This window comes from Bdellovibrio sp. SKB1291214 (assembly GCF_002209355.2).
In the GTDB taxonomy this organism is placed as follows: Bacteria; Bdellovibrionota; Bdellovibrionia; order Bdellovibrionales; family Bdellovibrionaceae; genus Bdellovibrio.
The window spans coordinates 2,003,864-2,029,572 of sequence record NZ_CP106855.1; the positions used below are offsets into that span (position 1 = coordinate 2,003,864).

23 protein-coding genes are annotated in these 25,709 nt (G+C 44.8%); 5 read left to right on the forward strand and 18 right to left on the reverse strand.

All coding sequences use genetic code 11. The annotated features are described in order from the left end of the window. Positions 1-87: 87 nt before the first annotated feature. The 6 genes from B9G69_RS09960 to B9G69_RS09985 all read right to left on the reverse strand — a co-directional run bounded on the left by B9G69_RS09960 (position 88) and on the right by B9G69_RS09985 (position 8,013). Complete coding sequence (locus tag B9G69_RS09960) at positions 88-1,659, reverse strand: response regulator (RefSeq protein ID WP_088615183.1); 1,572 nt, start codon at positions 1,657-1,659, stop codon at positions 88-90. Positions 1,660-1,780: 121 nt separating this feature from the next. After that, positions 1,781-2,632, reverse strand: coding sequence for a CheR family methyltransferase (locus tag B9G69_RS09965; RefSeq protein WP_254917077.1), 852 nt, complete (start codon positions 2,630-2,632; stop codon positions 1,781-1,783). Then, the gene (locus B9G69_RS09970; protein WP_088615182.1) at positions 2,622-5,939 is read right to left on the reverse strand and encodes a response regulator; all 3,318 of its coding nucleotides are present in this window, start codon (positions 5,937-5,939) and stop codon (positions 2,622-2,624) included. Before B9G69_RS09970 ends, B9G69_RS09965 begins: the two co-directional genes overlap by 11 nt. A gap of 247 nt (positions 5,940-6,186) precedes the next feature. Continuing rightward, positions 6,187-6,609, reverse strand: a complete 423-nt coding sequence (locus tag B9G69_RS09975; protein ID WP_088615181.1) for a choice-of-anchor D domain-containing protein — start codon at positions 6,607-6,609, stop codon at positions 6,187-6,189. A gap of 166 nt (positions 6,610-6,775) precedes the next feature. Then, positions 6,776-7,291, reverse strand: coding sequence for a hypothetical protein (locus tag B9G69_RS09980; RefSeq protein ID WP_088615180.1), 516 nt, complete (start codon positions 7,289-7,291; stop codon positions 6,776-6,778). 116 nt (positions 7,292-7,407) lie between these two features. Further along, on the reverse strand, positions 7,408-8,013 hold the full coding sequence (locus B9G69_RS09985) for a hypothetical protein (protein WP_088615179.1): 606 nt from the start codon (positions 8,011-8,013) through the stop codon (positions 7,408-7,410). 96 nt (positions 8,014-8,109) lie between these two features. Between B9G69_RS09985 and B9G69_RS09990 the strand changes: the two genes are divergently transcribed. Continuing rightward, entirely contained in the window at positions 8,110-8,634 is a 525-nt protein-coding gene (locus tag B9G69_RS09990) for a cysteine hydrolase family protein (RefSeq protein WP_088615178.1), read from the forward strand. On the opposite strand, the gene B9G69_RS09995 is transcribed toward B9G69_RS09990, so the two are convergent. The 3 genes from B9G69_RS09995 to B9G69_RS10005 all read right to left on the reverse strand — a co-directional run bounded on the left by B9G69_RS09995 (position 8,631) and on the right by B9G69_RS10005 (position 12,681). Continuing rightward, positions 8,631-9,332 (reverse strand): RluA family pseudouridine synthase, encoded by a 702-nt coding sequence (locus B9G69_RS09995; protein ID WP_265437718.1) that lies wholly within the window; start codon positions 9,330-9,332, stop codon positions 8,631-8,633. The two genes, B9G69_RS09990 and B9G69_RS09995, sit on opposite strands and share 4 nt — an antisense overlap. A 66-nt stretch (positions 9,333-9,398) precedes the next feature. Continuing rightward, positions 9,399-9,728 (reverse strand): fascin domain-containing protein, encoded by a 330-nt coding sequence (locus tag B9G69_RS10000; protein ID WP_254916841.1) that lies wholly within the window; start codon positions 9,726-9,728, stop codon positions 9,399-9,401. Positions 9,729-9,846: 118 nt separating this feature from the next. Further along, positions 9,847-12,681, reverse strand: a complete 2,835-nt coding sequence (locus B9G69_RS10005; protein ID WP_088615176.1) for a hypothetical protein — start codon at positions 12,679-12,681, stop codon at positions 9,847-9,849. A 220-nt stretch (positions 12,682-12,901) separates the two neighbouring features. Here B9G69_RS10005 and B9G69_RS10010 point away from each other — a divergent pair, with 220 nt between their 5' ends. Next, a complete protein-coding gene (locus B9G69_RS10010; protein WP_088615175.1) occupies positions 12,902-13,753 on the forward strand; it encodes a polysaccharide deacetylase family protein in 852 nt (283 codons plus the stop codon). 33 nt (positions 13,754-13,786) lie between these two features. Here B9G69_RS10010 and B9G69_RS10015 read toward each other — a convergent pair whose 3' ends face one another. Next, positions 13,787-18,634, reverse strand: a complete 4,848-nt coding sequence (locus B9G69_RS10015; protein WP_088615174.1) for a hypothetical protein — start codon at positions 18,632-18,634, stop codon at positions 13,787-13,789. A 183-nt stretch (positions 18,635-18,817) separates the two neighbouring features. Beyond that, a complete protein-coding gene (locus B9G69_RS10020; protein WP_088615173.1) occupies positions 18,818-19,321 on the reverse strand; it encodes a hemerythrin domain-containing protein in 504 nt (167 codons plus the stop codon). 202 nt (positions 19,322-19,523) lie between these two features. On the opposite strand from B9G69_RS10020, the gene B9G69_RS10025 reads away from it, so the two are divergent. Beyond that, positions 19,524-19,685: a hypothetical protein gene (locus B9G69_RS10025; protein ID WP_176400947.1), complete on the forward strand. Its 162-nt coding sequence runs from the start codon at positions 19,524-19,526 to the stop codon at positions 19,683-19,685. A gap of 59 nt (positions 19,686-19,744) precedes the next feature. Beyond that, complete coding sequence (locus B9G69_RS10030; protein WP_088615172.1) at positions 19,745-19,945, forward strand: hypothetical protein; 201 nt, start codon at positions 19,745-19,747, stop codon at positions 19,943-19,945. Here the strand turns inward: B9G69_RS10030 and B9G69_RS10035 are convergent. From B9G69_RS10035 to B9G69_RS10060, 6 genes are all read right to left on the reverse strand, one after another. Beyond that, positions 19,942-20,736, reverse strand: coding sequence for a siderophore-interacting protein (locus B9G69_RS10035; RefSeq protein ID WP_088615171.1), 795 nt, complete (start codon positions 20,734-20,736; stop codon positions 19,942-19,944). The genes B9G69_RS10030 and B9G69_RS10035 overlap by 4 nt on opposite strands. A 111-nt stretch (positions 20,737-20,847) precedes the next feature. Next, complete coding sequence (locus tag B9G69_RS10040) at positions 20,848-20,973, reverse strand: hypothetical protein (protein WP_254916840.1); 126 nt, start codon at positions 20,971-20,973, stop codon at positions 20,848-20,850. 265 nt (positions 20,974-21,238) lie between these two features. Then, positions 21,239-22,177 carry a methyl-accepting chemotaxis protein gene (locus B9G69_RS10045; RefSeq protein ID WP_088615170.1) on the reverse strand — a complete coding sequence of 313 codons (939 nt, stop codon included), beginning with the start codon at positions 22,175-22,177 and terminating at the stop codon, positions 21,239-21,241. Between the two features lie 8 nt (positions 22,178-22,185). After that, positions 22,186-22,632 carry an MCP four helix bundle domain-containing protein gene (locus tag B9G69_RS10050; protein WP_176400946.1) on the reverse strand — a complete coding sequence of 149 codons (447 nt, stop codon included), beginning with the start codon at positions 22,630-22,632 and terminating at the stop codon, positions 22,186-22,188. A gap of 50 nt (positions 22,633-22,682) precedes the next feature. After that, positions 22,683-23,708 (reverse strand): NAD(P)H-dependent flavin oxidoreductase, encoded by a 1,026-nt coding sequence (locus tag B9G69_RS10055; protein ID WP_088615168.1) that lies wholly within the window; start codon positions 23,706-23,708, stop codon positions 22,683-22,685. Positions 23,709-23,753: 45 nt separating this feature from the next. Then, on the reverse strand, positions 23,754-24,209 hold the full coding sequence (locus B9G69_RS10060) for a hypothetical protein (protein WP_141096906.1): 456 nt from the start codon (positions 24,207-24,209) through the stop codon (positions 23,754-23,756). Positions 24,210-24,472: 263 nt separating this feature from the next. Here B9G69_RS10060 and B9G69_RS10065 point away from each other — a divergent pair, with 263 nt between their 5' ends. Continuing rightward, positions 24,473-25,285, forward strand: a complete 813-nt coding sequence (locus tag B9G69_RS10065) for an SDR family NAD(P)-dependent oxidoreductase (RefSeq protein ID WP_088615165.1) — start codon at positions 24,473-24,475, stop codon at positions 25,283-25,285. 61 nt (positions 25,286-25,346) lie between these two features. Here B9G69_RS10065 and B9G69_RS10070 read toward each other — a convergent pair whose 3' ends face one another. After that, positions 25,347-25,520: a hypothetical protein gene (locus tag B9G69_RS10070; protein WP_265437719.1), complete on the reverse strand. Its 174-nt coding sequence runs from the start codon at positions 25,518-25,520 to the stop codon at positions 25,347-25,349. Between the last annotated feature and the right edge of the window lie 189 nt (positions 25,521-25,709).

A 25,709-nucleotide genomic window follows, 5' to 3' on the forward strand; every position in this document is an offset into this window, starting at 1 on the left:
CCTGGATGAGGGGCCCTTAAAACAACAAGAGCTTAGCCGGTTGTGGCTAAGCTCTTTAGAATTGATAATTTACGGGGCATTTGAATGCTATTGCAAGTCCAAGACATCTTGGATTTTTCCAAGAAGTTCTTTGCGTCGAGCAGGTTTTGTTAAAACGCCATCACAACCTGCATCCATGCACTTTTGACCTTCTTCCTTCATAGCGTGGGCGGTCAGCGCGATAATAGGTTTTGTGAATCCTGCGGCACGAATACGGCGGACAGTTTCGTAACCATCCATGATCGGCATTTGAATATCCATTAAAATCAAATCAGGATCTTCATCTTCCATCATTTCGATGGCCTCCATACCGTTCGCAGCCTGCAAAATTTCAGAGTGCGTGTTGCGCATGTAGCGGTCGATTAATAAGCGATTGTCACTAACGTCATCGACCACAAGGATTCTGGCTCCTTTAAGATCGACATCTTTACTTAATGCTTCCGCACGTTGTTCGATCGTTGCGGTCGTGCCTTGGGCTTTTTCCAAAAGCAATGACACCTCAAAGAATGAACCCTCCCCAGGAACCGAAGAGATTAACTTCAAATCGCCCCCCATAGAGCGTGCAAGTTCGCGAGAGATTACAAGTCCCAGGCCGGTGCCACCGAAACGTTTGCGAGTGGAGACGTCCGCTTGACTGAAAGGCTGGAACAATTTTTTAGCTTCTTCTTCAGAAATCCCGATACCCGTATCGCGGATTTCAAAAATCACGCGGTCATGATGATTTCTATCCGGTTGAACTGAGCAATGAACTTTCACAGAGCCTTGGGCTGTGAACTTGATGGCATTTCCAATCAAATTCAAAAGAACCTGCTTAATGCGTTCGACGTCAGAGTTATAATAGAGTCCCGAGCGATGGTTCGATTCGATCTCCAATGCAATCCCTTTGTCCGTTGCTCTGTGGCTCATTGTCGAGGACAGATCTTTTAACAGATCATCAAAGTTGAAAGCGGACTTCATAAAATGCAATTGATTCGCTTCGATTTTTGAAAGATCCAAAATATCGTCGATCAAACGCAGGAGTAATTCACCATTTCTGCGAATAGCAGCAAGGGAATCTTGCTTTTCTTCTTCGCCCAGATCCTCTTGCACGAGGACGTCAGAAAAACCTAAAACGGAAGCCAGGGGAGTGCGGATTTCATGGGACATGTTTGCTAAGAACTGACTTTTTGAAAGATTAGCCTGTTCTGCACGTTTACGCAGGAACTCAACCTCGTCCATTTTCGCTTTCAAAAGTTTGTTCTGACGATCCAAAGAGATGAATGTTTGAACTTTGGAACGCACGATATAGGGATCCAATGGTTTAAACATCAAATCCACGGCGCCACTTTCATAACCTTTGAAAATGATGTTTTGGTCTTGCTGTTGAGCCGTTACGAAAATGATTGGCAAGTGGCGAGTCTTTTGAATACCACGAATGAATTGAGCCAGCTCAAAGCCGCTCATCTCTGGCATTTGCACATCTAAAAGGGCTAACGCGAAATCATGATCAAGCAACAGAGACAGAGCCTGCTCTGGCTTATTCGCTGTGATCAATTCAATGTCGTCAGCCTTGATCAACTCGCTCAGTGCAAAGATATTATCGGGATTGTCATCCACTATAAGAATCTTCGTTTTGTCCACAAATCCCCTTCACTTTGAATTCTGCCCTTTGGCACTTACTTCCAAAGCTCGTATGTTGAATATTTAACAACCAACTTTAGTTTGTTATCTAGCATTTTATTGTTACTAAAATGCAATCTAATCATCCCCTATGAGTGGCGTGCTGGAGGCGCGCCTTCTGATAGATTTTGTTTTCCTTATCGAGTTCATTAAACGCTTCCGCGCAAGCGGAGAATCGAATGGACTCTTTGCTTCCCAATCCCAGGAAAGCACGGGGTGCGAGCGAATCAAGAAACAGTTTGAAGACTCTCTCTTGAAGCTCGCGTGTAAAATAGATCAAAACGTTCCGACATAAAATCAAGTGAGCCTCTACGAAGCCCTCGCCCGTGGCCAGGTTGTGTTCTGAAAACACAACCCGTTCACGCAGTTCGGGAATCATCCGTGCACGATTATAGTTCACGGTGTAGTAGTCTGAAGGCGATTTCAATCCGCCAGACTCCACGTAGTTCTTAGTGAACACGCGGATACTTTCCAAATCATAGACACCGTCCCGAGCTTTTTTAAGAGCAATGGGATTGATGTCCGTTGCATAGATCGTGCTTCTTTCAAGCAAGCCCTCTTCATGCAACAAAATTTGCAAACTATAAACTTCCTCTCCCGTGCTGCAGCCTGCGATCCAAATATTTAAATTCGGATAGGTGCTCAGCACAGGCACTACATGAGTACGCAGTGCTTTAAAGAAGCTGGGATCACGAAACATCTCACTGGTATTAACCGTGAAAAGCGGCATGATCTTTTTAAAAAACTCTTCATCATTCAGAAGGCGAGCCAAAAGGTCTGCCTCTGTCGGGATATTGTATTTACCTAACATGACCTCAATACGTCGGGTCACAGACGCTTCTGTGTATTTTCTGAAGTCAAAACCATACTTCAAAAAAATACCTTCCAGCAGCAAGTGACGTTGGACGTTTTCAACCGTCATTTTAGAAAACATCCCTTTCACGCAACCAAACTCTCAAGACAGAAAACAAGTTCCCAATATTGATAGGTTTGGAGAGGTAATCATTCGCTCCGGCTGAGAGGGCTTTTTCATGATCGCCCTTCATCGCTTTAGCAGTTAAGGCGATGATCGGAGTCTCTGTATGATCTTGCAGGCTACGGATGCGCTCCATCGACTCAAAACCATCCATACGTGGCATCATCAAGTCCATCAAGATAGCGTCGTAAGTACAGTCTTTTTGAGCCATCTCTAACGCTTCCTGACCGTCACGAGCGGCATCGACTTTAAAGCCTTTGCTTTCCAGAACGTGAGTCAGGGCAAAGATGTTTCTCATGTCATCGTCCACAATCAAAAGCTTACGTCCATCGAAGTGATCGTTTTCACCTTGAAGGCCTGATAGCATTTGTTGTTGCTGCATCGGCAAGGTATCGGATACTCGGTGCAAGAAAAGACTGACTTCATCCAAAAGTCTTTCTGGAGAACGGGCACCCTTCAGAATAATACTTTCCGAGTATTTGCGCAGATATTCTTCTTCGCGCTTGCTGACCTGTTTCGCTGTATAGACGATCACCGGTGGAATCGGGTGATCCAGCTTGTGCAGTTTTTCAAGGAAGTCATTTCCTGTCATATCCGGCAATGAAAGGTCCAAGACCAGGCAATCGAATGTTTTTGATAAAACTTCTTTTAAAGCCTCTTCTCCGGTTTCCACTGAAGTTAATTCAACATCCGGTCCCTGAAGAAGTGCGGCGATGGCTTCACGTTGAACTTTGTTGTCTTCGACAATCAAAAGTTTTTTCGTGGATTCCGCAGCGATGTTTTTAAGTTGTTCAACGGCGCTATGGATTTGATCCATAGTCACGGGTTTTCCAAGGTAACCCATGGCACCCATACGCAACGTTTGCTGAGGATAATCCAGCGCTGAAATCATATGAACAGGGACGTGGCGAAGCTGTGGAATCTTTTTCAATGTTTCCAAAACTCCAAACCCACTGACACCTGGAAGTTTGATGTCCAGCATGATGGCTGTCGGAGTGAAGCGCTCTAGCAATTGCAGTGCGGTCTCACCAGAAGTCACTTGAATAGGCATAAACTCGTGATCGCGAGCGGCTTGAGCAACTAGCCCACTGAATCTTTCATCATCTTCAACGATTAACAATGTGCGCTTGTCACCGTGAATAGTTTTAAGAATATTCTCGACTTCGTCTGCTGCTGGGGGACGGACTTCTTGTTGGAAGCCTGTGCCTTTAGAGATATTGATGTCGATACTCGATTTTGCCGCAGGAACAATTTCGCTTGGTAAAACGATCGGCAGACGGATTGTAAATTCACTGCCTTTGCCCTCTTCAGAGTGCACAACAATGTGGCCACCCAAAAGCTCTGCCAATTCTTTAGAGATGGTTAAACCCAATCCAGTTCCGCCGTATTTGCGACTGATTTGGTTATTACCCTGTTCAAATGCTTCAAAGATTGTCGCACGCTGCTCGGGATTAATACCAATACCGGTGTCCTTCACAGAGATGTCAATCATGCCATTTTTGAAGTTATGGCCTTTGATTTCCACGGAACCAGTTTCCGTGAATTTCACAGCATTCGACATAAAGTTACGCAGGATTTGACCAAGACGTTGTCCATCTGTTTCCAAAATAAGATCTTCGGCATCGCGGTCTAGACTTACACGAATATCCAAACCTTTTTTCTCGGCTTGAGGTTTGAACGTCGATAGCAACTGTTCTGTCATGCTCTTTAATGAAAAGCGTTCAGAACGAATCACTAGTTTACGAGCTTCGATTTTAGAGAGATCCAAAATATCGTTGATCAAATTTAGCAAGTCATTGCCGGCATCGTAAATTGTGCCCGCAAAGTTTTTCTGTTGTTCTGAAAGATTGCCCTCTTTGTTTTCACGCAGGAGGGTAGACAGAATCAGCAAGCTATTCAATGGCGTACGAAGTTCGTGGGACATCTTTGCCAAGAAATCTGATTTGTACTGATTGATTTTTTCAAGCTCGTTATTACGAGTGTTCACAACGTCTTGCTGCTTTTCTAGCATGCGAGCTTGTTCTTCCAGGTCCTCGTTTGCGGAACGCAGCTCTTCTTGTTGTGTTTGCAACTCTTGAGCTTGCAACTGAGTCGTATCTAAAAGATTTTCCAAGTGTCCACGGCTTTCAGAAGAGGCAAGTCCCGTAGCAACGAGTTCAGAACATTGTTCTAAGAAATTGAGCTGATGCTCGGTAAGTTTATCAAAAAGCGCTAATTCCATAACGCCCACGGGCTTACCTAAACTTATTAGGGGTACAAGTACCAGTGTCGTTGGTTGAGATTTTCCTAAGCTTGAACCGATCCAGAAGTAGTTTTCTGGAAGGTTGTTGATCTCGACAATTTCTGTTTTGTTGTATGCTTCACCCACCAGACCAACATTCAAAGGAACTTGCGTAAGGGGAGCGGTGAGCAGTGTATCCGTGACACGAGCATAGTGTGCACAGCTTTCCAAGCTGTCGCCGCGGTGAACGTACATCGTAGCTGCAGGGATATGAAGCTCATCACTGATGAAAGATAACAATTTTTTAGACAACGTGGCCGCATCAAAGTCTTGAGCAACAAGCTGTGATAGTTGGGCGATACGATTTTTCAAAGCAAGTTCACGTTCGCGGGCTTGAGCTTCAATGTTCAAAATGACTTGGCGACGACGGATAATATAGTAAGCAATCGCAGCCAGGATGACATTGAGCAAACCTGAGCCAATTAATGACATCAATACGTAAATTTGGGATTTTTCCGCATCGTCTCGGCGCATGTCCAATAGACGGCGCTCTTCGGTGCGCATTTGCACCACGACGCCGCGGGCCTGATCCATCAGAACTTTACCTTCGTTCAATGTACCTTTGCGGCTTAAGGGACCTGCGACTTGGAATTTTTCAATATTTTCTTCTAAGACCTCAAAGCGAGATTTCAGAATTGTTTGCAAGGATTTTAGATGTCCCAGCTGAGTTGAATTATCTTTCACAAGTTCTTGCAGGCGCGCAATGGCTGCGTTGGAAGACGAGATGCCTGCATAGTAAGGTTCAAGATATTCTTTGTTACCCGTTAACAGATATCCGCGCATGCCCGTTTCAGCATCTTTGGCGTAAGAAATCACGCTTTCAATTTCGATGACTACTTGGTTGGAATGAAGAACTCGTTCAGCATCAGCTTTTTGATTGCGGAATGCTGTGTACAAAAATAGGGAATTCAAAACCATCACTGCGATGACGGACAAGAACACCGAATTCAAACCAGTTACGCTACGATTCGTGAATGTTTTCATACAGGCTTTGTAGCTAACTCAACTGTAATCAACAACCCTCTGCCGTGGGTTTCCACGAATAACTTCTTCAATAACGCGACGTGATATAGAGTTGTAAAAGAGTCTTTACATCATTATACGAAACCGAGTTTACTTTTGAAGAAATCGCAACATCGGACCTGTCAGATAGGCAAGATTTTCAAGGATCTTAAGAGCTTGCGCGACGTGGGGTGTATCCAAAAACATCGCGCAATGACTCCAAGAAATCCTAGTAATTGTAGCACCAGCCACTCAGGTTGACGTTGATGTCCGATCTGCCGACCAGATCAAAACGCAGGGAACCACTCCATGATCCCACTTTTTTAGGAGCAAATTTGACTGTTGCTCGACAAGACTGCCCCGGCCACAAAACTCCGCCGCAGTTTTCTGTGTGGCTAAAATATTTTCCCCAGGTATCAATATCATTTATATAAAAGGGATAGTTGCCATCATTTCGCAAACGGAACCGTGCAGACTCACTCTTATTTTTCTTAACCCAACCGAAGTTGTAGTTATAGGTTTCAAGCACGGTAACCGAGTCCTCAGTAATTGAAACTACGGCCTCTTCCGAATTTTCAAAAGCATCCATTTCTTGTGCAAAAACGGGAACAGTTAGAAATAGAGATGCCGCTAATAACAAATGCGCTTTCACGGGAACCTCCTTTTTTCTTAATCATGATCAGGGGATTCTTAGGGAGCAAAATGTAATTTCACGAACTCGACGAGACGTCGTCATAACGTGAAAATAAAAAAAGCCGCTGACAGGTCATCAGCGGCTTTGGGCCAGAACATTTTAAATTCTGAATCTGAGAAAACTACTATTGAATTTTGCCAGTAACTTGGAAGTGCAAGCCAACAGTTGTTGCATCAGCGCCACATTGAGCAGCAGCATCTGTTGCGGGAACGTAGATAGCTGCGCGACCGTGAAGATATTTGTAGTTGTTCAATTTCAATGAAGCATCAAGGAATGCTTTACCGTTAGCGCATGCAGAAGTGCCTTCTACTGCGTAAGCACGTGAATCAACAAGCGCCGCTGTTTTAGCTGCGTTGTCAGCGAATACTAGAGCAGAGTACTTACAAACAGAACCTTCTTCAGAGAAAGTACCTTTGATCAATAGATTATCCAAAGAGTAGTCTGTTGTAGCAGTTTGCAATTGAACGTTCCAAGCTGCGAAGTCTGCAGGAATAGTTTGTGTTTGAGTGTTGCCATCATCACAAACATACGCTGTGAATTTAGACATCCAACGCTCACCTGGAAGAGTAAGGTCTTCGTTTGGCGCTGCGAAAGCTGAAGAAAGAGACAAAGTAGCTAGTAAAACTAGAACTGATTTCATGTGATATCCTCCATTTGGATTTATTAATCGTGAAGCTGTTCTAAAACTTCAAATGGAGACGGGTCAAGCAGACCACGCAAATTCACCTTTTGGTTTTCATTTAACATTTACAAAAGTTAATTAAGGACACGAACTGCAGTGACGTGCATCAGCTCGCATGCACCAGCACCTGTGTCGTCACGAGACAGAGAACTTTTCCATTCGCCACCATCTTTTCCGCTGACCATGACAAGACTGCCTTGTAGTTCTATTAAATTTCCTTCACGCAAACCGAGTACGACATCTTTTATCACTTTGTTTGCAGGGATGATGTGAACGTTGGCACTGTGGTGCATGATTTCATTTTCAGGGATCGGAGGGTTTCTCCACCTGACATGATAATAGCGCAAGGACTGTCCGATACTAAGTTCGTTCAAAACTTTCGAGTCAGACATCGGCCCCCAACCCAACGCAAGATCGATCGGTGAGACTGCAGCACCTGGATCCAGCCAGTACCTGTTTGTGGAAAGCACTCGCGCGCGAATCTTATACCGGGCTAATGGCTCAACCACACCTGTGTCAATTTTGATGGGCTTACGTTCGTTTTCTGAAAGTTCAGTTTGCTCTGGGGCTTCAGGAATTAAAACTCCATCAGGAACCGAAATGGGGCGACCTTTCCAATATAAAAGGGCTGCCAACGTAATGGCACCGAGTGTGAATGTCTTCCGGTTCAGTTGAAGCATTTCTTATTCTCGAATGAAAAGGTGAGCTAAGCAAGTCTTTGTGCTGGATGCGACTTGGGAGTGGTCTAATGGACCAGGATGAGATATTGTTGAGGAATGAATTTGAATACGGCTCTTGTCATTGTCGATGTCCAAGCAAATATGTTTGCACCCGAAAACTGTATACATGGTGCAGATGAGCTTTTGGAAAACCTTCAAAAGCTTTTGTACTTATCGCGTGCATCGAACACACAAGTGATCTTCATTCAAAATAATGGGAAACCTGGTGATCCAGATGAAGAACGGACGGAGGGCTGGTTGATCCATCCTGAACTTTCCATCGAAAATGGCGATCTGATTGTTCAAAAGAAACTGGCAGATCCCTTTACGGAAACAGAACTTCATAGTGTGCTTAAGAAAAAAGGCATTCAAAAGTTGATCATCGCGGGCTTGCAATCAGAGTTCTGTATTGAGGCCACCTGCCGTAAGGCTGCCGATCTTGGTTATGGAGTAACCCTGGTGAGTGATACACACAGCACCTATGCGTCCAATGGTGAAACGGCCGAGCAAATCAAAGATCGTGTGAATAAATCCTTAAAAGACATCGTTACGTTGTGGCGTGTTTCGGATCTGGAACTTTAGTATTCAAAATCGATCAAGGTTTTAAAGTACCCCGGAACACGAGCTTTAAAGCTGATTCGTTTCTTGGTGTGCGGATGATTGATCTCAAGCTCCGCAGAATGCAAATACAAATTTTTAAACGGTGAAGTGGGGCGACCATATTTGGTATCTCCCACGATCGCGTGACCTTGTTCAGATAAATGCACGCGAATCTGATTCTTTTTACCCGTCAGTAAATTGATTTTTAAAAGACTAAACTTATCTGTTTCTTTTAAAACTGTGTATTCAGTGATCGCAAGCTTGCCTTTATCGGCATCTTGACTTGAGTGAACTACATAGTCTTCATCCTCACTTAAATAGCTCTGGATTGTGCCGGACTTTTTATCCAGTTTCCCATGGACGATGGCATAGTACGTTTTATTAAAAGACTTCCAATTATCTTTCAGCCAATTCATGACTTCTTCAGTTTTCGCAAAAACTAAAACACCTGAAGTCGCTTGGTCTAAGCGGTGAACAACATAAACCATTTTGTTCGAGCGGGGATTGCCCTTGCGGACCCACTGATTTAACAGACCGTGAACAGTATTTTCCCGCTCCCATTTTGCTGCCACCGTTAAAATCCCAGGGGACTTGTTGCCGACGATAATATCCATATCGTCGTGCAAGATTTCAAAACCTTTGGGCTGGTATTTTTTAGGGATTTTATTAGAAGATGACATGGCTCCTTGGTAGCAGGTCTTACCCCAAGGAGCAAACTTTCCCTTTAAGGAACAAGGAAAACCAGTCTATTCGTGGGCAAAGTCAGAGATCACGCGAAATTTTTCCCAATCGCGGAGTTGAGTGGCGTCAGAATGGATCACGTCAGTAATGCGACCTCCTCCTCCGACAGCAGTTAGAAAATTTCCAGTTTTAGTTTGAATGCCATATTCAATAATGGGTTGTCCTGAGTTTGAGTCAATCAAAGTGAACTTTTCCCACGAACCGATTTTGGTTGCATCCGTGTGAATCACGTCGGTCACACGTCCACCACCACCTACGCCTGTCACATAATTTCCGGTATAGGTTTGGATGGCGCAAGTGATGGGGACATTACCTGCAAGGGCCTGAGACGTCATAGTAAGTAAAGTCAGCTGTTTTTATCTGAAACTTGTTGGCGATAAGACTCAAAGGAATTCACAGGACATGCGCTCTGGCAGGGGAGTTCCGTGCTTGCCAGCAGCGCTCTGTAACGGATCAAAGTGTCAGTTTTGTACCTACATACATTTCAACATCATCTTTGTCTGGATCTGTTTCATGAATATAACGAAGACCCCAGCTTAAAGGTAAAAAGCGGAAGAATTTCGAATCCAAGATCACCTCCGCGCCGGAACTCTTTAAGTTGTAATCAACATTCAGCGCTGTGTATTTCGTATTATCCACAAAGAGATTTGCGTAAACACGATTTACATAAATCCAAAGACCGGCATTCCAGTCAGGATATGCAATCGGGAACATGTAGTTTGCACTGACCTTAGCAAAGCGGTCTGACGTTTTATACTCAAAACCTCGAGAGTAAACATACCCTGTCGGATTTATAATTGGAGCCGGGAACAGGTAACGGTTCATGCCTTCCGCATTTTCTTGGCCGCTGAATGAAAGCAAGATGCTATTGTTTTTAAAAATACCAGGCGTCGTAAAATCGATGTGGCCATAAGTGCGATAAGAACCAGCTGCTGACTCGTCACCCATGGCATCGGCGTCTTCATACGTCGCGGAAACAGCAACACTCCAAGGGGAAAGAATCGAGCGGTGGTAAGCTTCCTTTGCATAAGCAAATTGGAAACTGACAGTTTGATCAACATACTGAGAAGTTCCAGCCCCCGGAACGCCCACTTCGTCGATGCGGTAAGTTTCAGTGCGAAGGATTTTTGCCGAGTACTGTAAGGCTGCCAGACCAGAGTACATGTGATGTTTAAACATATAAGGCAAAAGAATGCCCACTCCGTAAGAACCCTCTCTCCAAGTGAGTTCTTGCTCGGGATTTGTGTTCATCACATCGGTGCTGCGGTTTCTGATGTCACCCAAAAGGCTGATTACGGGCCAATAGCGTTTGAAATCAATTTCTAATGCCGTGTAAGGAACGTTTTCTTCGCCATCGGTCCCTGCGGCGATGGTCGCTCCAAAGTCACGAAGGTAATTATCGGTTGAAACCGAAGCACTCACACCGCGTCCCAACAGGAAGCTCCAGCTATGCGGAGTAAAGGCGCGGGCATCAAAGCCGCTATAGTCGTCTTCTTTATATTCACCAGAGTTTTTAGTGTAGTAACTTCCTTGGTCAGAAATTTTGACTGGTGGGAACTTATTAAAGGCATCACTTGGCGAGTCGCTTAAGTATTTAAAGTCGGCCAGCTCGGTTTTAGCCAAAGGTTTACAATCCTTTAGTGAAGCCTTTTGAATACGGTTTCCGTAGGGGAATTGCTCGGAGTAATAAATATCAGAGCCGCCAAATGTTGGCGCATAAGCCGCCATTTTGCTTTGGGTACACTGAACCAATTCTTGGGAGTGGGTGTTTAGCTTCATGATCTCAACGGCACCTTTGTATTCTGCTTCAAACAGAATTTCGCCTTGGCCGTTAGCATGAAGGGAGAACAAGTTATTACGAGATGCCGGCAATAACGTTGTGATTTTGTCAGAACCAAAGTTTGCAATGATCAATGAGCGATAACCAGAGTTATCAAGCGCGAAAGCTGCAACCTTATCCTTATCAAAAGCCACCGCCTCGACCAGATTCAATCCTGGCAATTTTAAATTGCGCAAGCGTTTACCAGATAGATCGAACTCAACGAGCTGCCAAGTTTGATCTTGCATATATTCAGCAGCGATCACAGTTTTTCCATCGGGGCTGAAGTGCGGATTATAAACGCGTAAATCTGAAGTGATATATTTGTGGGAGCCTTTTTTTAAATCCACCAGGACTAAGTCAGAATACCCTTCAAAGCCAAAACGAGGATGAGGAAGGAGGTCCGCATAAATAGCGTGCTCGTTGGAATAATCCAGACGCCCCAAATCTCCAGCATAAGGGACTTCTGCTACTTTTTCTGTTTCAGTACCCGAAGTCTTATAGAGAGCCGGCAAAGTATTTAGATCGTAGCGGACGAAGTAAATATCATTTCCGATTTGTTTTGGATCTGTGGAAACAGAGAACTCCGTTTTCTGCAGACCTGGGAACTGATCCTTTGCCCAAGCCTTACGAAGTTCGTCGAATGACTCATAATAGAATTTTCTAAACGATGTGCCGCCGGAAAGTTCTTTGAATGCGTTTTCAAATCTCCACGGATGTGGACCGCGGCTATTTTGTTCATTTATTTTATTCCAGAAATCATCACCGTATTTTTGAGCAGCACGGGAAATTAAGATGTAACCATAAACATACTGATTCACTAAGCTGTCTTGATAAGTACCACTGATAAATTGATCGTAGGTCGGGGTGGCGCGACCCATGAGCAATGCTTTTAAGCGCGCCATAAAGCGCGGTGATCTGCCGCGACCCGCATCGGTGAATTTAGTTTCAGCCCAAACCGCATCGCCTTCCTTCATCCAGGATTTGTTCACTAGGGCGTCGGCCAAGGCAATACCCATGTCCCCCAGGAAAAAGTTAAACCACTTTACCGAATTATCGCTGAAGGCATCATATTGCTGAACGTGACGGTATTCGTGGATCGAAAGCGTCTGGTACCATTCAGTTCCCCCTACGATCGGGGAGTATACTTGCGAACCGTACCATTCGGTGCGACGCGGGCCTACAGTCACAAACCCGTTCGGCTGAGCCATTTTGTCACGGATGATCAATGTTACTTTTTTAGGATGTTTAATTCCGTAAGTAAGACCAACAACCTCAGAATAATGTTCGATCAAATTCGCCACATACACGGCGCGATTTTTAAAAGTCTCGGGATAAATGACTTTTACAAATTTGTTTTCGATGGTCTTCCACTGGGTGGAGGAGGGGCTTTGATCGATGATCGATACCTGCGCTTGCGCCACGATCGACGTCATTAATAGAGCTAACACTAAGCTGAAAATCCGCATTTTTTCCTCTAAGAATATTATTACTTTAGGAGACCGATTCACTATATTTTGTTGGTCTTAAACGGCAATGAAAAAGCCCCAAAGCTGCGAGGTGTAAAGGTATTAGACGATTTGGATTCGCCTTTGTAAAAAGGGATGACCACAGATTTGACGAACACGAGATTCGGTGAAAAATCCATGACCCCCGGTTATATTCCGGGTCATAAAAAATGGAGGCATTATGAAGCGTTTCGTAGCCATGTCTTTGGCAGTTCTGTCGTTCAACTCTGCATTCGCCCAGTCAGAAGGCGAAGTCTCTAAGCTTGGCCCCGTACCCTCCAACGAAGAATTGATCCAAATGCAAGAGCTGCAAACCCAGTCCTTCAAAAACCCATTAACAGACGCTCTTACGTGGGGAAGTTGCACCTATGCGATTCGTGTTCCCGATAAGGTGACTCGTGGTACGATCGCTTTAACATTTGATGATGGTCCAAATCCACAAACGACACCGATTATTTTAGATGTCCTTAAAAAACATGACGCTAAAGCGGTCTTCTTTGTTTTAGGTGGCAAGATCGCGGGGAATGAAAATTTGATCCGTCGTATTCTTAAAGAAGGTCACCATATTGCCAATCACTCTTACAACCATCCTAACTTTCACACTTTGTCGGACGTGAATGCTAAAAATCAGATTTATCAAACAGATAAATTGCTAAGACAGTTCACAACACCTAAGTTTTTGCGTTACCCCTATGGAAATTCAACGTGCGCAGCGAATGAGTATGCGGAGTCCATTGGTTATAATATCGTAGGTTGGAATATCGATACGTGTGATTGGGCGTTCGCTAACACCGGAACGGTTTCTGAGAAATCTAATAAAACTTGCCAAGCTCCAGCAAGTCTTCGTTCTGACTATGCAGGCTATGTGAATCACGTTGTCAGCCAAACCAATGGTGGCGTTTTATTAATGCACGATATTCATATGAACACGGCAAAAAGCTTGGATCGTTTGATGACGAAACTTGAACAACAAGGCTATCGATTCGTTGATCTAGCTGATAAAAATATCTTTCCACATCTAAACGCGAACTGATCGCAAAAGGGAGTACGAAAGTGCTCCCTTTTTTTATGGTTTCAGCGGAGTGACTAAGATACGACGCTTATAAGCGTCTTGCATCAATAAGCCCAGTGGGGTGACTTTCAGATAGAAAGCCTTACCGCGATTTCCGGGTTTAGTGCCTGGCAGATCCAATCCCGTGACAGGAATGCTTTCGAAAGTTTTCGTGGTGTCATTGGCGGCGTAGACTTCAGTGACACCGGTATTCACATCGTTCGCTAAGAAATAGTTCCAACCTGTGGCATTGTCATGAACTGCATCAATCCACGTTTTTCCGGTTGGATAATTCGTGAATGTTGTCAGATCATGAACTAGATATGCTTTCGGAGATGACGAACTTGATTTAGCCGTGATTTGCACGACACGGTTCTCGTCATAGACTAATAATTCACCAGAGCTGTCCTCTTGCATACCGTAGATTCTTGAAAATCCAACGCCTAGTGCTGTCGCACCGTCCGTGAAAGATGTGGAAGAAGGGGTACCCGATTTACCTGCAATTGCAACAATCGAATCTGTTCCTGCGGGCGTCGTTGCTTTATAGATAGCAAGATTAGAGGTAAAAGTATTGTTTGAGTAACTTGCGAAATACATGCTGTTATCCGCCATGAAGGTTGCCGTTGAACCCCAGTCCCATAATGCGATCGTATTATAATCAAAAGGAGTGCCCAATGTCGGTGCCGTGCCAGATGTACCGGTATGAAGTCCTACGTAGGTGCTGAGGTCGGCATTTGCTCCGTCAGGCCACGCGGCAGGGGATAAAGCCTGTCCCTCCCATTTATAACCCGAAGTACTTCCAGTATTCATCAGTATGCGTGATCCCGTTGGATCGACTAACAGTGCACCATAAGAATTCAATACAGTATTGATGACGCTTGGATAAGCTGTATCTATCTGTGAAATAAAGGGACTTCCCGGGGTTGTCGTCGTATCGATTTTCATGCGACGCAGGTGCCGTAAACCGCGAGTATATAGATAATTATTTACAGGGTCATAAGCCAGGCCCGAAATAGATGTGAAGCCGACCAATGAGACATCGGTGCCGTTACCATAGGTCAGGAATGGTGTACCGCCGATTTTATTTGCAGTGAAACCAGAATTGTATTTTATCTCGAACAACTCATTTGTTTCTCTTGATACGACATATACCGAGCTATTAGATGAGCCCATGATCCCTTGAAATTCAGTGATTTTGAATGATGATAGCGAGACGCTTGAACCACCATAATTTCCTGTTGCTGTATCCACAAAACTGACCACGTTACCACTGCGAGCATTCAACATACAGAAGTACTTACTTGTATCATTGCCGACATACATCACTCGTGAACAAAGATTCGAAACACTTGCTGAAGTGCTGGAAACCAACCATTTCGATGTCGTCGTATCGTACGTCATCTCGAAGCGGTTGGAAGACGTCGTACCAGTACGGTGGTAAATATAAACTTTCGTGCGGTCAGGCATAGGTGCGATCCAGCCATTGTAATCACCGCTCTGACATGGCAAAGGAATGGTATCGCCAGCAGCTCCCACACTTGGCGTGGAATTGGTGCAATCAGTTCCGGAACCTATGATCAATTTTGGCGTGCTCGAAATTGTGTTCAAGTCTAATTCGTAGTAAGCTTTAGGTCTAATGAGACCTGAGTGATAAGACGGGAAGTAATAATAGCCAGATTTCAAATATGCATCATATGAAGGATTTGAGATCTGTGTTCTCTCGTCTCCGTTAAGTTGCGAAACAACCCGGTTCCAAACGATACTCTTATCACTGATTTTAATTCGTGTGATCGTCGAGCACGGTGGAGAGACAATTGTCATTTCACCATTTGTGATATCAATAATTCGCGGAATGGTAAATTGCGCAACCGTTGCGGTAGGGCAGCCTGCGACACTCATACTTCCTAACCATTCACTGGCGATACCTGTTTGACGGTCGATTTTCATGATGGCGTGACGAAGCTTAGAACCAGAGTACATATTTGAATTTGAATCAGCAAAGATCCCATTCCAAGAAGACATATCCACAGCGCTCAAATGCACGCCATATTCAAGGTTACCCGGATCGCCGGCTAAGATTTGCCAAGTCGAGTTTTGAATCGCGGAAAGAGCCGTCGTAATGATACCGCCCTCTGTTTTACAAGCGACCAACACACGTATTGGGGTGGTTGATGAAATTGTCTGGCCCGTTGAAGTTGTCGCTGGAATAGTCCAATTGTAAGTGCCAGACGCAGCCAACGACACCATCGTGCTGTCAACAATCGTATGATAAGACCGACCATCGTCAATCGTGTATTGGATACTTGAAATGGGTGGACTTGCCAAATTGATGCTCACATCAGAACTTGTACAGTTCCAAGTGATGGGCATGACATTGCCAGGAACATAGGTTCCTGAACCTGATGGCGACGTGACCTTAATCACCGGAGGCGTGCCCAGTTCGAGCTTCAGAGTATAGGATTTGGTCAACGACATGATGCCGGCATTATTTTTTATCTGAGCATAGACAGTATGGTTACCAGGGGATGAGCTTAAAGCATAACTCATACCCGAGGCAGAAAAAGGAATCCAACCCACACCGTTATCAGTATTAACATCAAAGTCAGTTTCAGAAAAACGCATGTACGAAGTGACCGATGTCGATGCCGTTACACTTAAGGCGGCATTGACAGAGGAAATACCGACGATGGTTGCACCGTCTGCCAAAGTGAATGTGTCGATCACGGGACGTTCAGACTCTACGATCAAATCTTTCGTGATAGTTCTTTGATTTGTCGCCGAGTCTGTTGTTACCACACGCAGTCTGGCATTTTTTGTCGTAGCAGGTGTCGTCCAAGTGTAAGTGTAAGTTTGATTTGACACGCTATTCGCGGGCAAGGCTTGAGTACTTAGAGTCGACCACGTGACCCCTGCATCCTCGCTATATTGCAGAACTGTGTTTTGTGAGGTGGATGTATGAATATCCGTCACTCTCCAGGAAACGGTTGTCGCTGTGCTCACCCGAACATCTGTGGTTGGTGCAACCCATGTCACGGTCGGCGGAGTGACATCTAAAATAACACTTAAGCTTCCAGAAGTTGCAGAAACATTGTTCGCAGTGTCTTTTGCCCACACATAAATCGTGTGAGTCGTTTCACCCGTGATCGTGTGAGTGTAAGTCGTTGCTGTGTTGCACGCGACCCACGAAGTATTTCCTGCAGCGGGTGCCCCCGCACTTTCAGTGAACAGTATGTATGATGTGTCGGTACAATTAGGAACCGTGAATGTCACTTGTGTGTTGTTAGTAATCGCCGCAGATGTCAGCGTCGGGGACGGAGCATTAGGTGGGGTATTATCGTATACAAACGGCAATCCTGTAGTAGCATTCGAGTTACCGGCATTGTCTTCGGCATAAAGTCTCATGTAACCGGATGCTGTCGGCGTGTATCCCGTGTAAGGAGATGTAGCCGCCGTTAAAGTGGCAACATCCGTGTAAGTAATATCATCTGCAGAGTATTGAAGTTTTACTAACGCTATTCCTGCTAAGGAGTCAGTAGCTGAGAAAGTCAGGCTCATCGCTGTTGATCCTGCGATGACTGTAGGTACTCCCGTCAGGCTTAACGTGGGTGCTGTCGTATCATATTTTACAGTGACCGATGTCGGCGTCGCCGAGATATTGCCAGCAGAATCTTTTGACCAAAGATAAATGGTTTTTATCCCGTCAGACATAGACATGGCATAGTTTTCTGACTGGGTTGTATTCGTTGAGCAAGTTCGATTGAAATCGGAGGCCGCAACACCCGCAGAAGTTGCGCTTTCAGAAATGGCGAAAGTCGAGAACGTATCACAGTTCACTAAAGAGGCGCCCGTGTCGATAGCAAGTGCCGCAGTGATAGAATTTGTAACAGCATTTGATGTCAAACTCAGGGCAGGTGCGATGGCTGGAAAAGTATTTTGAACAGTAACAGTGTACGCCTTATCTAAAACTGCAAGTGACGTATCGATGTTTCCAGAGCCATCGTTGGTACCGATTTTTAGACCGACGATATTTGCGCCCTGAGAATTTTTTGTCGGAGTAAACGTATAAGTCGCATTCGTACCCACGTGTGTTCCATTTAAAGTCCACTCATAAGCTGCGCTATAGCTTCCATACCAGTGAGCAGCTGTCACCGTGTGAGTTGCAGAACTCATCTCTGGATAGGAGGCAGGTGACGTCAAATTTGCGATATAAGGTGGCACCATCGATACTAAGTCAGAAATATCAGTCAAGCCCAAACCCGCGACAACTTGAGCACGTTGAGTCGCGCCACTTCCAGCAACCAAGGCGTCGTAAACTTCGCTCATCGATTCTGAGGTGCTCGCACCCGGCGCTGCCTCGATACTTGCGATCAATGCATCGATTTGACCTGCACCTAAGTCTGGAAGTTTTCTAATGCCGCCCAGCTGAACATATGGAGCTAATCCTACGATGCTTGTCGTATACGACACCGTTTGATTGGTCATACCAGTCACAGGACGAGTCAGCTGTTTACCGCAAGCTTCGACTTTCAAAAAAAGATTTGAAGATGGCGCCGTCTTGAAAAAGTTTGTAAATTTGAATGAGTAATCAGATTCAAGCGAAGTACTTGCCCAAGGAGTTTCATCAACGGAACCATCGGGATTCAACTGATGGACCGTGACGATCTTAGTGCCAGCAGCACACGCAGCCGACGAAGTGATTCCGGGCATTTGTACTTTACCACTTAGAACATCGCCGTGTTCGGACCAGATACTTAAATCGATACTGCAAGCAGTTTGAAACAATAGGGAACCGATACCCAGAAAACGAATGATCTGAGCAAGTCTTGTTTTGAGATTAAGACTGCAATTACCGGTTACGTGCATAGGTAACTATTCGGCAAATATGAATATTCGCTGAATAACGTGGAGTGGGATTCATCAAAAAATATTGATGTATGACCCCAAATCACATTCTGGAGTGGGTTTCGGAGGGATACTCATTTAGGATTTCGAAGCAAAATGTCTCTGGAAAATCTCATTTACCAGAGACATTTCTCATATTCCTGTTTACAGGTTGAGCGATCGTTCAGAAGGTGAATCGGTATCCCCTTGTGCATCAAGCTCACCTTGAAGTTGCAGGTATTGCATTCCTAAATCCACACGTTCTTCGAGTGGAATGTCGTGCTTAAATTCGGGAAGCATTTCTTCTTCTTCCTCTTCGATATGATGTTCAACCAGCTCCGCCAGGACCTTTACTTTTGCCATGAACATATCGCGATCGGTGGTGCGTTTTAATTCTTCGCACAACTGATCCGCCAGAGCGTGTTCCACATCGCCCTCAAGGCCCTCGACGGTATGATCTTCCTCTTTCATTTTTATATACAAGGTTTGTTCCTCAGGTTTGGCGTGAGCGATCAAAGCTGGTGCAAATTTTTCGAATGCGGCTTTTTTCACTCGAAAATCAGCGTCGTCACTTTTCATAATCTCGATGAGCTGTTTTAAAAGGATGTGGTCATTTAGGATCAGTTGGACGATGTCTTCCGGGTTCGATTGAATTTTGCGTACTGCCATCTTGGCCTCCTTATCAATTGTTCAACAGACATCCTTTATTCTCAGTCAAAAAAGGAGCCGGTGTGTTTTAAAAATCTTCCCTCTAGGAAAATACAAATTTTTCGCTCAAACCATCGGCTGGGTTTTGCTATGTATTCGCACACCGGTCCTTCTCCTGAAAAAAAGTTCACTTATAGTCACAGTCAGATAAGGGAGGTGCCTCATGGCTACCAATAAATCGAATCAAAAAAGTTCGAAAACTAAACAAAGTGCTCAAGGTCGTACTGGTTCCAGTAAATCTCAAAGTGGCAGAAGCGGTTCTTCTGGATCTTCTTCTCGCTCGTCATCAAGAAATCAATCTTCGTCAATGGAAGATGATGAATAGGTTTAAGCGAAAAGGGGCATCGCAATTCGGCGCCCCTTTTACTTTAGTAAGGAGGATTTGTGAGAACAAGAAATATTATATTAGCGGCAGCGGGCGCAGTTGCTGTGGGATACGTGATCAACAGAATCCTGCAATCTCGACGCGATACACCCGTTTTTACAGATGAACAAAAAGACGATAAAGAAGTCGACACGTATATTGACGACTCGTTCCCCGCAAGCGATCCTCCGTCTTGGTCACCGGGCGGAAGTTTCCACTAATTGTTTTTTTCAGCGTGCCAATAGCCTGTCGCCTTAATCCACTCTTCGCGTCCGCCGCGTATCGTGATTAGTAAGTCTTTGATTTGCATGGCACAGGATTTTTCTAAGGCAACCCACGCAAAGTAATCGCCACTAAACACTGGAAGACTTGAAACCTTGTGTTTCAGTTCTTCCACTTGTCCTGCAGGTCTACCATTGCGATAAATCCAGTGAATTTCCACTTTGCCGTTGTGTTCAAGGTCTATTTTTTGTGACGCATCTTCAGTTTCAATCACAACGATCGATAGAGAATCTTTGGGAAGTTCCTTTAGGCGACGAGCAAAAGAGGGAATCGCAGATTCATCGCCAATCATCAAATACCAATCGAAGTTGTAAGGTACAACGCGAGACCCGCGCGGGCCTCCGATTGTCAGAGTCTGTCCTATTTGTGCGTTTTGCGCCCACTGCGATCCGGGGCCGTCTCCGTGCAAGACAAATTCAATATCGAGCTCGCGGGCAGAGTTATCATAGCGAACTGGAGTATAATCCCGCATGATTGGTTTGCGCCCACCTTCGGGTGTTGTGGGGCCATTCGGACCCATCACTGGCATTACAGGTTTGTCTTCGCCAGGATAGGGAAAGAAAGCTTTAATATGGTCATCAGGTGAAAGCGATATAAAATCGCTCAGCTCGTCACCAGTAAATGTAATTCGTTTAATACGCGAAGTAACTTGCTCCATACTTTTAATTGTAAGAATGCGAGTCTTCACCTGATGCATAACGGTTTTAATTTCTCTGTCTTTTGGCTCCATAGTTTCTCCATCCCCAACTTAAGAAAGAGATAACTATTTCACAAGTTGAACCGTCAAAAGACAGACAACAGAAACCGAAATGAAAAATATTGCTGGGGCTAATTAAGTTTCTTAATTAGGTTTCTTACGCGAGCACAGATATTCCGCGTTGGGCTCATCTTTGCGACAGGTATTTTCAACTTCATCCCAACAGCCGCGTTTTTCTATGCAGCGATCCTTGGCCAGAAAATCTTTCATGAAGAAGATAAAGCCAACTGCGCACAACAATATTAATACAACTATGATGTCGTTAGATCGTCTCTTTTTGATACATCAACTCCTGGAAAAAACGTACAATGAGAGCAATGTACCTATCTTATCGGCTAGGTCATAAATAAGTTGATGCTCTCTGGAGCAGATTCAGTATTAATTTGTTCCCGTTTTTATGAAACTTATTTTTTCCAACAGTTGTTAAAGAGCGAACAATCCAGGATTGCTAAAACATCCAACATCGGATGAATATCTATTCTGCCTTCCCTGTAAGTTTTGAAAGAGTGGTCAAGATATCTCCAACATGATGGGACGCCTGAGAGATTCGTTCAGACATCTCAGAAACCACTTGTGCAACCTTGGCATTTTCCTGGGATGTCTGATCGATTCTTCCAAATGCCAGACTGATTTGTTGAATGGACGAGGATTGCTGATGAGAGGATTTGGATATCTCGGCATTGATGCTAGAAACTTTTTTCACAGATTCCAAAACCTCGCCCATGAACTGCTCGCTTTCTTTTGCAATCCGCGAGCCTTCGATAATCTGTGAGCGATTTTCCTCGATCATGGAGGCAATGTCTCGGGCAGAACCGGCACTTCTTTGCGAAAGCTCACGGACGGCATCCGCGACGACGGCAAAGCCTTTGCCAAGTTCTCCAGCACGAGCCGCTTCGACGGATGCATTCAATGCCAATAGATTTGTTTGAAAAGCAATATCATCGATCGCTTGAATGATGTCTCCCATTTTTGCAGCGGAGGCTTCAAGGTTTTGCATCGACTGAATCAAGTGACGGGTGGCTTCAGAACTTTTAATGGAAGCCTGCAACGTCTTTTCTGAAACTTCGGCAGCACTGATCGCAGCATCGGACGTGACTTTGAAGGCATTCGTGATGTCTTCCAAAGAGGCGGCGGTTTCCTCTAAGGACGCCGCGGATTCCGTAGCACCGGAAGCTAATTTTGTACTGGTTTCCGTTAAGGCTTTGCTGGATTCATCCAACTCGCCACCGGTTTGTTGAACGCCCCGGGCGATTTCTGAAATGCGTGTCCCTAATTTTCTTATAATCACGGCGCCCAGTACAATACAAAGAAGCGCGCCTAGGACCGCGGTGATTAAGTTGATCGTTCTTAAGTTTGATCCCGAGTTATGAACCGTACCTGCATCCCGTTCAATTAAGTCTCCCAGTTTTTCCATTTCCGCTTCTAAAATCTTAAAGGCTTTTTCAAAGTCAGGAGTTTCGAGATTGCAGCATCAAATCCTTCGGTATTTGCCAGCATCACGATCGTTTCTGATTGTTCGATGTAGGATTGCATAGCAGGCATCACACCTGACAAAGCTGATTTGGTTTCCGTTTGCAGATCGAGGGCGCTCAGTTTTCCAATATAGTTTTTAAAGTTAGCAGACATTTCTTTAACTTCGGTCTGAGATTCCTCAAGACCCGCTTTGTCGCCGGTTTTTGCAGATAACAAAGCTCCCCGTGCCACGGCACGAAGACCATCATGCATCATATCTGCCAACGTCATGTAACGAACTGCTGGCAGCTGTGTCATAGCGACGTTATCGAAGTTTTTCATAAGAGTTGAGGAGTTTAAGAATGATAAAAACCTCACGGAAACCAGGACGACAATAAATCCTAAAACCAAAGCCACATCTGTCGTTTCAGAGTCATGACTCCTCCGCTGACTAATTTATGCTTAATTTATTTTGAGGGGGCAAATAGCTGATCGACCAGTCCAGCGACAGTGCCAGTCCACATTTCGCCACTCCCGGTTCCGCACCACAAGGAAAGGCACTGAGGCGACTCTGCAGCCGCGGACGCATTCCTAAGATCGCGGGTGAATTTATTTTGCGCCGGGAATGGAAGAATCGCCGACGGATTGTCGTCCATGCTTTGCATAAAGGGATTTATAATTCCTCGAGCCAGACGTCCTGAAAAAGCGCGGGTTGTTTTTGTCTTTCGGTCGGGCTGCAAAACGGCGTTTTTGTAAGCGGGGTTTGTGCCAGCTTCTTCGGTCGCCAGAAAGGCAGTTCCCATTTGAACAGCAGTGGCTCCGTTACTTAAGGCAAGTTTGATGTCGGTGGAATTCATAATTCCGCCGGCGGCAACCAGGGGTGTTTTGATTTTTTTATGACATTCAATAAGTAAAGGTAACATCGGAATTTCAGGATCTTGCTCAACTGGGCTAAAAAGTCCGCGATGTCCACCAGCCTCGATTCCTTGAAGCGTGATGGCATCGACGTCGTTTTCTTTCAATTCCAAAGCTTCGTCTAAACTTGTTGCCGTACCAATGAGTTTTATTCCCTCTGACTTCGCAGCCCGGGTGTATTCTTTCGGCAGCACTCCAAAGACAAAGCTAAAAAATTCGGGTTTAAGTTTAAGAACCATTTCAAATTGCTGATCAAAGTCTTCTTCGTAAGGTGGGGTGAGTACCGGAACTGGCAGACCAAAACTTTGCCGAAACGGGGCCATCGCCGTTGTTGCATTTTGCGCTTGAACTTCCGTCACCACAGGTTGGGGGTGTGGAATAAAAAGATTTATGGCGATTGGTTTTGCGGTGAGCGAGCGAACTTTTTCGGTTATTTCTTTGATAGCAGAGGGACTTGAATACGCGGCGCCGATCGATCCTAAAGCGCCGGCGTTTGAGGCGGCCGCAATAAGCTCGGCGCTGGAAGGGCCTCCAGCCATCGGAGCCACAATCAGTGGCCTTTCAAATAAACCAAACATAAGCACCTCAATTAAAAATTGAAGCACTTATGTTTTAGCTTGTCACTAATAGTGGCGCATATTGCGGTAATCTCTATCCATATCTCTATCCTCTTCAAATCGCATGTTTCGATGCGCATCCCGAGGTTCCCGATTTTCATCCCGTGAAAATCTATAGTTTCGGTCCTCATGATGACGACTTCTGTCGTCAAACTGTTGACGATAATCGTAACCATAGTCTTCATCTATATATTGGGTTCGGGGAGAATAGTTTGAGTCGTAATCTCGTTGTTGAGTGCGATAACTTCCTCGGTCTTCTGCATAATGTGATGAGCGTTCGTTTCGTTGCGGTTGTTGTTGTTGTTGTCTGTAGTTTTGGTTTTGGTTTTGACTTTCATTCTGACGAGAGAACCCATGACTGAAACCATAGCGACCTTGATTATAGTCACTGTATCCCTGGTCGTAACCTTGGCCATAACTATGACCATAATTTTGCATTCGATGTTGTCTTCGAGTGTTCATACCGTGCTCCTTTCCGTGAGGTTCGGTGACAATCGACAAGCAGTAGAAATCTTGGCAGCCTTATAATCTCTCTTAACCCGAAAAATGAAAGACCAGAGAAGGCAGAGTTTTAATGCAAAGCTGGAAGAGTTTTGTTTTATTGGCCACATAATTAGGACTTCCGTAAGCGAGTTTAGTTGTAGTTCATCAACATGGCTCCCTTTCTGATTCGAGAAAGCTCATTATAAACGAGAGATTTTTTATTAACCAAAGGAGGGACGCTTATGGCAGAAAAAGAAAAATTTGAGAAAAAACTAGCGGTGGTGACAGGCGCATCCAGCGGCATCGGTTATTACTTAGCCCATGAATTTGCTAAGAATGGATATGACTTGGTTATCGTTGCAGAGGATGCGGGGATTCACACTGCTGCGGATGCCTTCAGAGAACATGGAAATTTAGTCCACGTCGTTCAAGCGGACCTGACGGAGCCACAAGGGATTGAAGCAACTTATCAAAAAATTCTCTCCATCAACTGTCCCGTTGAGTCCATCGCTTTAAACGCCGGTATCGGTGTTGGTGGTGCGACCTTTGATAAGACGTCATTAAATCAAGAAATCAAAATGTTAAAACTCAATGTGATTTCAACGGTCCATCTGGCGAAATTAGTTCTCAGAGACATGCTTGCCAAAGGCCACGGACGAATTCTATTCACATCGTCGGTCGCAGCTATTATGCCGGGTCCTTACGAAGCCGTGTATTCCGGTACTAAAGCGTTTATCCAATTTTTTGCGGAAGCTCTGCGCGCAGAAAATATCGATAAGGGAATTACCGTGACAGCCTTGCTGCCAGGTCCGACGGAAACAAACTTTTTCGCCCGCGCGGGAATGGAAGATACAAAAGTAGGGCAATCCAAAAAAGATGACGCACAAGAAGTGGCGGAAATGGGCTTTAAAGCCTTGATGGAAGGTAAAGACATGGTTGTCGCCGGATCATTCATGAACAAGGTTCAAACAACTATGGCTAAGATGATGCCGCAATCGATTGCTGCGAAGATGCATGGAAATATGTCCAAACCGAATTCGCCTGATAAAAGATAAGTAAAAAGCACTGTCCTTAAAAAAAAGACGAGGTACCTTAAAAAAGGACCTCGTCTTTTATTTAGTGTTTAGTAGTACGTTTAGAAGCCGTTTTTTTCTTAGCACCCGAAGTCGTACTGGCTTTTTTACCTTTGGCACCGCCGGTTTTTTTGTTCACCGTAGCCCAGCCAATTCTTGCGGCTGCTTTGGCTGTTTTACCCTGTTTCTTTTCGCTGTCTTCAATATGTTCAGCCATTCTTTTTTGTTTTGGCGAATAGCTCTCTTTCGATCCTCTAGGCATAAATACCTCCTGGTAACTTTATTTGAAATCCAGTTTCAGTTTTTATCCATAGCGCTGTGCGGTCCTGTGTAAACTATCAAAACCACTCAAGTTGCCGATCATGTCCGAAAATGGCCACTTATTCTTAAACGAGTATGCTATGGT

What these genes read in the sequence shown, in the direction of transcription:
- B9G69_RS10070 (WP_265437719.1), bottom strand. Translation starts at nt 25,520, where the DNA reads ATGGCTGAACATATTGAAGACAGCGAAAAGAAACAGGGTAAAACAGCC.
- B9G69_RS10015 (WP_088615174.1), bottom strand. Translation starts at nt 18,634, where the DNA reads ATGCACGTAACCGGTAATTGCAGTCTTAATCTCAAAACAAGACTTGCT.
- B9G69_RS10000 (WP_254916841.1), bottom strand. Translation starts at nt 9,728, where the DNA reads ATGACGTCTCAGGCCCTTGCAGGTAATGTCCCCATCACTTGCGCCATC.
- B9G69_RS10010 (WP_088615175.1), top strand. Translation starts at nt 12,902, where the DNA reads ATGAAGCGTTTCGTAGCCATGTCTTTGGCAGTTCTGTCGTTCAACTCT.
- B9G69_RS10035 (WP_088615171.1), bottom strand. Translation starts at nt 20,736, where the DNA reads ATGGAGCCAAAAGACAGAGAAATTAAAACCGTTATGCATCAGGTGAAG.
- B9G69_RS09995 (WP_265437718.1), bottom strand. Translation starts at nt 9,332, where the DNA reads ATGTCATCTTCTAATAAAATCCCTAAAAAATACCAGCCCAAAGGTTTT.
- B9G69_RS09980 (WP_088615180.1), bottom strand. Translation starts at nt 7,291, where the DNA reads ATGAAATCAGTTCTAGTTTTACTAGCTACTTTGTCTCTTTCTTCAGCT.
- B9G69_RS10060 (WP_141096906.1), bottom strand. Translation starts at nt 24,209, where the DNA reads ATGAACACTCGAAGACAACATCGAATGCAAAATTATGGTCATAGTTAT.
- B9G69_RS10025 (WP_176400947.1), top strand. Translation starts at nt 19,524, where the DNA reads ATGGCTACCAATAAATCGAATCAAAAAAGTTCGAAAACTAAACAAAGT.
- B9G69_RS09965 (WP_254917077.1), bottom strand. Translation starts at nt 2,632, where the DNA reads ATGTTTTCTAAAATGACGGTTGAAAACGTCCAACGTCACTTGCTGCTG.
- B9G69_RS10055 (WP_088615168.1), bottom strand. Translation starts at nt 23,708, where the DNA reads ATGTTTGGTTTATTTGAAAGGCCACTGATTGTGGCTCCGATGGCTGGA.
- B9G69_RS10040 (WP_254916840.1), bottom strand. Translation starts at nt 20,973, where the DNA reads ATGAAAGATTTTCTGGCCAAGGATCGCTGCATAGAAAAACGCGGCTGT.
- B9G69_RS10065 (WP_088615165.1), top strand. Translation starts at nt 24,473, where the DNA reads ATGGCAGAAAAAGAAAAATTTGAGAAAAAACTAGCGGTGGTGACAGGC.
- B9G69_RS09990 (WP_088615178.1), top strand. Translation starts at nt 8,110, where the DNA reads ATGAATTTGAATACGGCTCTTGTCATTGTCGATGTCCAAGCAAATATG.
- B9G69_RS09970 (WP_088615182.1), bottom strand. Translation starts at nt 5,939, where the DNA reads ATGAAAACATTCACGAATCGTAGCGTAACTGGTTTGAATTCGGTGTTC.
- B9G69_RS09985 (WP_088615179.1), bottom strand. Translation starts at nt 8,013, where the DNA reads ATGCTTCAACTGAACCGGAAGACATTCACACTCGGTGCCATTACGTTG.
- B9G69_RS10020 (WP_088615173.1), bottom strand. Translation starts at nt 19,321, where the DNA reads ATGGCAGTACGCAAAATTCAATCGAACCCGGAAGACATCGTCCAACTG.
- B9G69_RS10005 (WP_088615176.1), bottom strand. Translation starts at nt 12,681, where the DNA reads ATGCGGATTTTCAGCTTAGTGTTAGCTCTATTAATGACGTCGATCGTG.
- B9G69_RS10045 (WP_088615170.1), bottom strand. Translation starts at nt 22,177, where the DNA reads ATGGAAAAACTGGGAGACTTAATTGAACGGGATGCAGGTACGGTTCAT.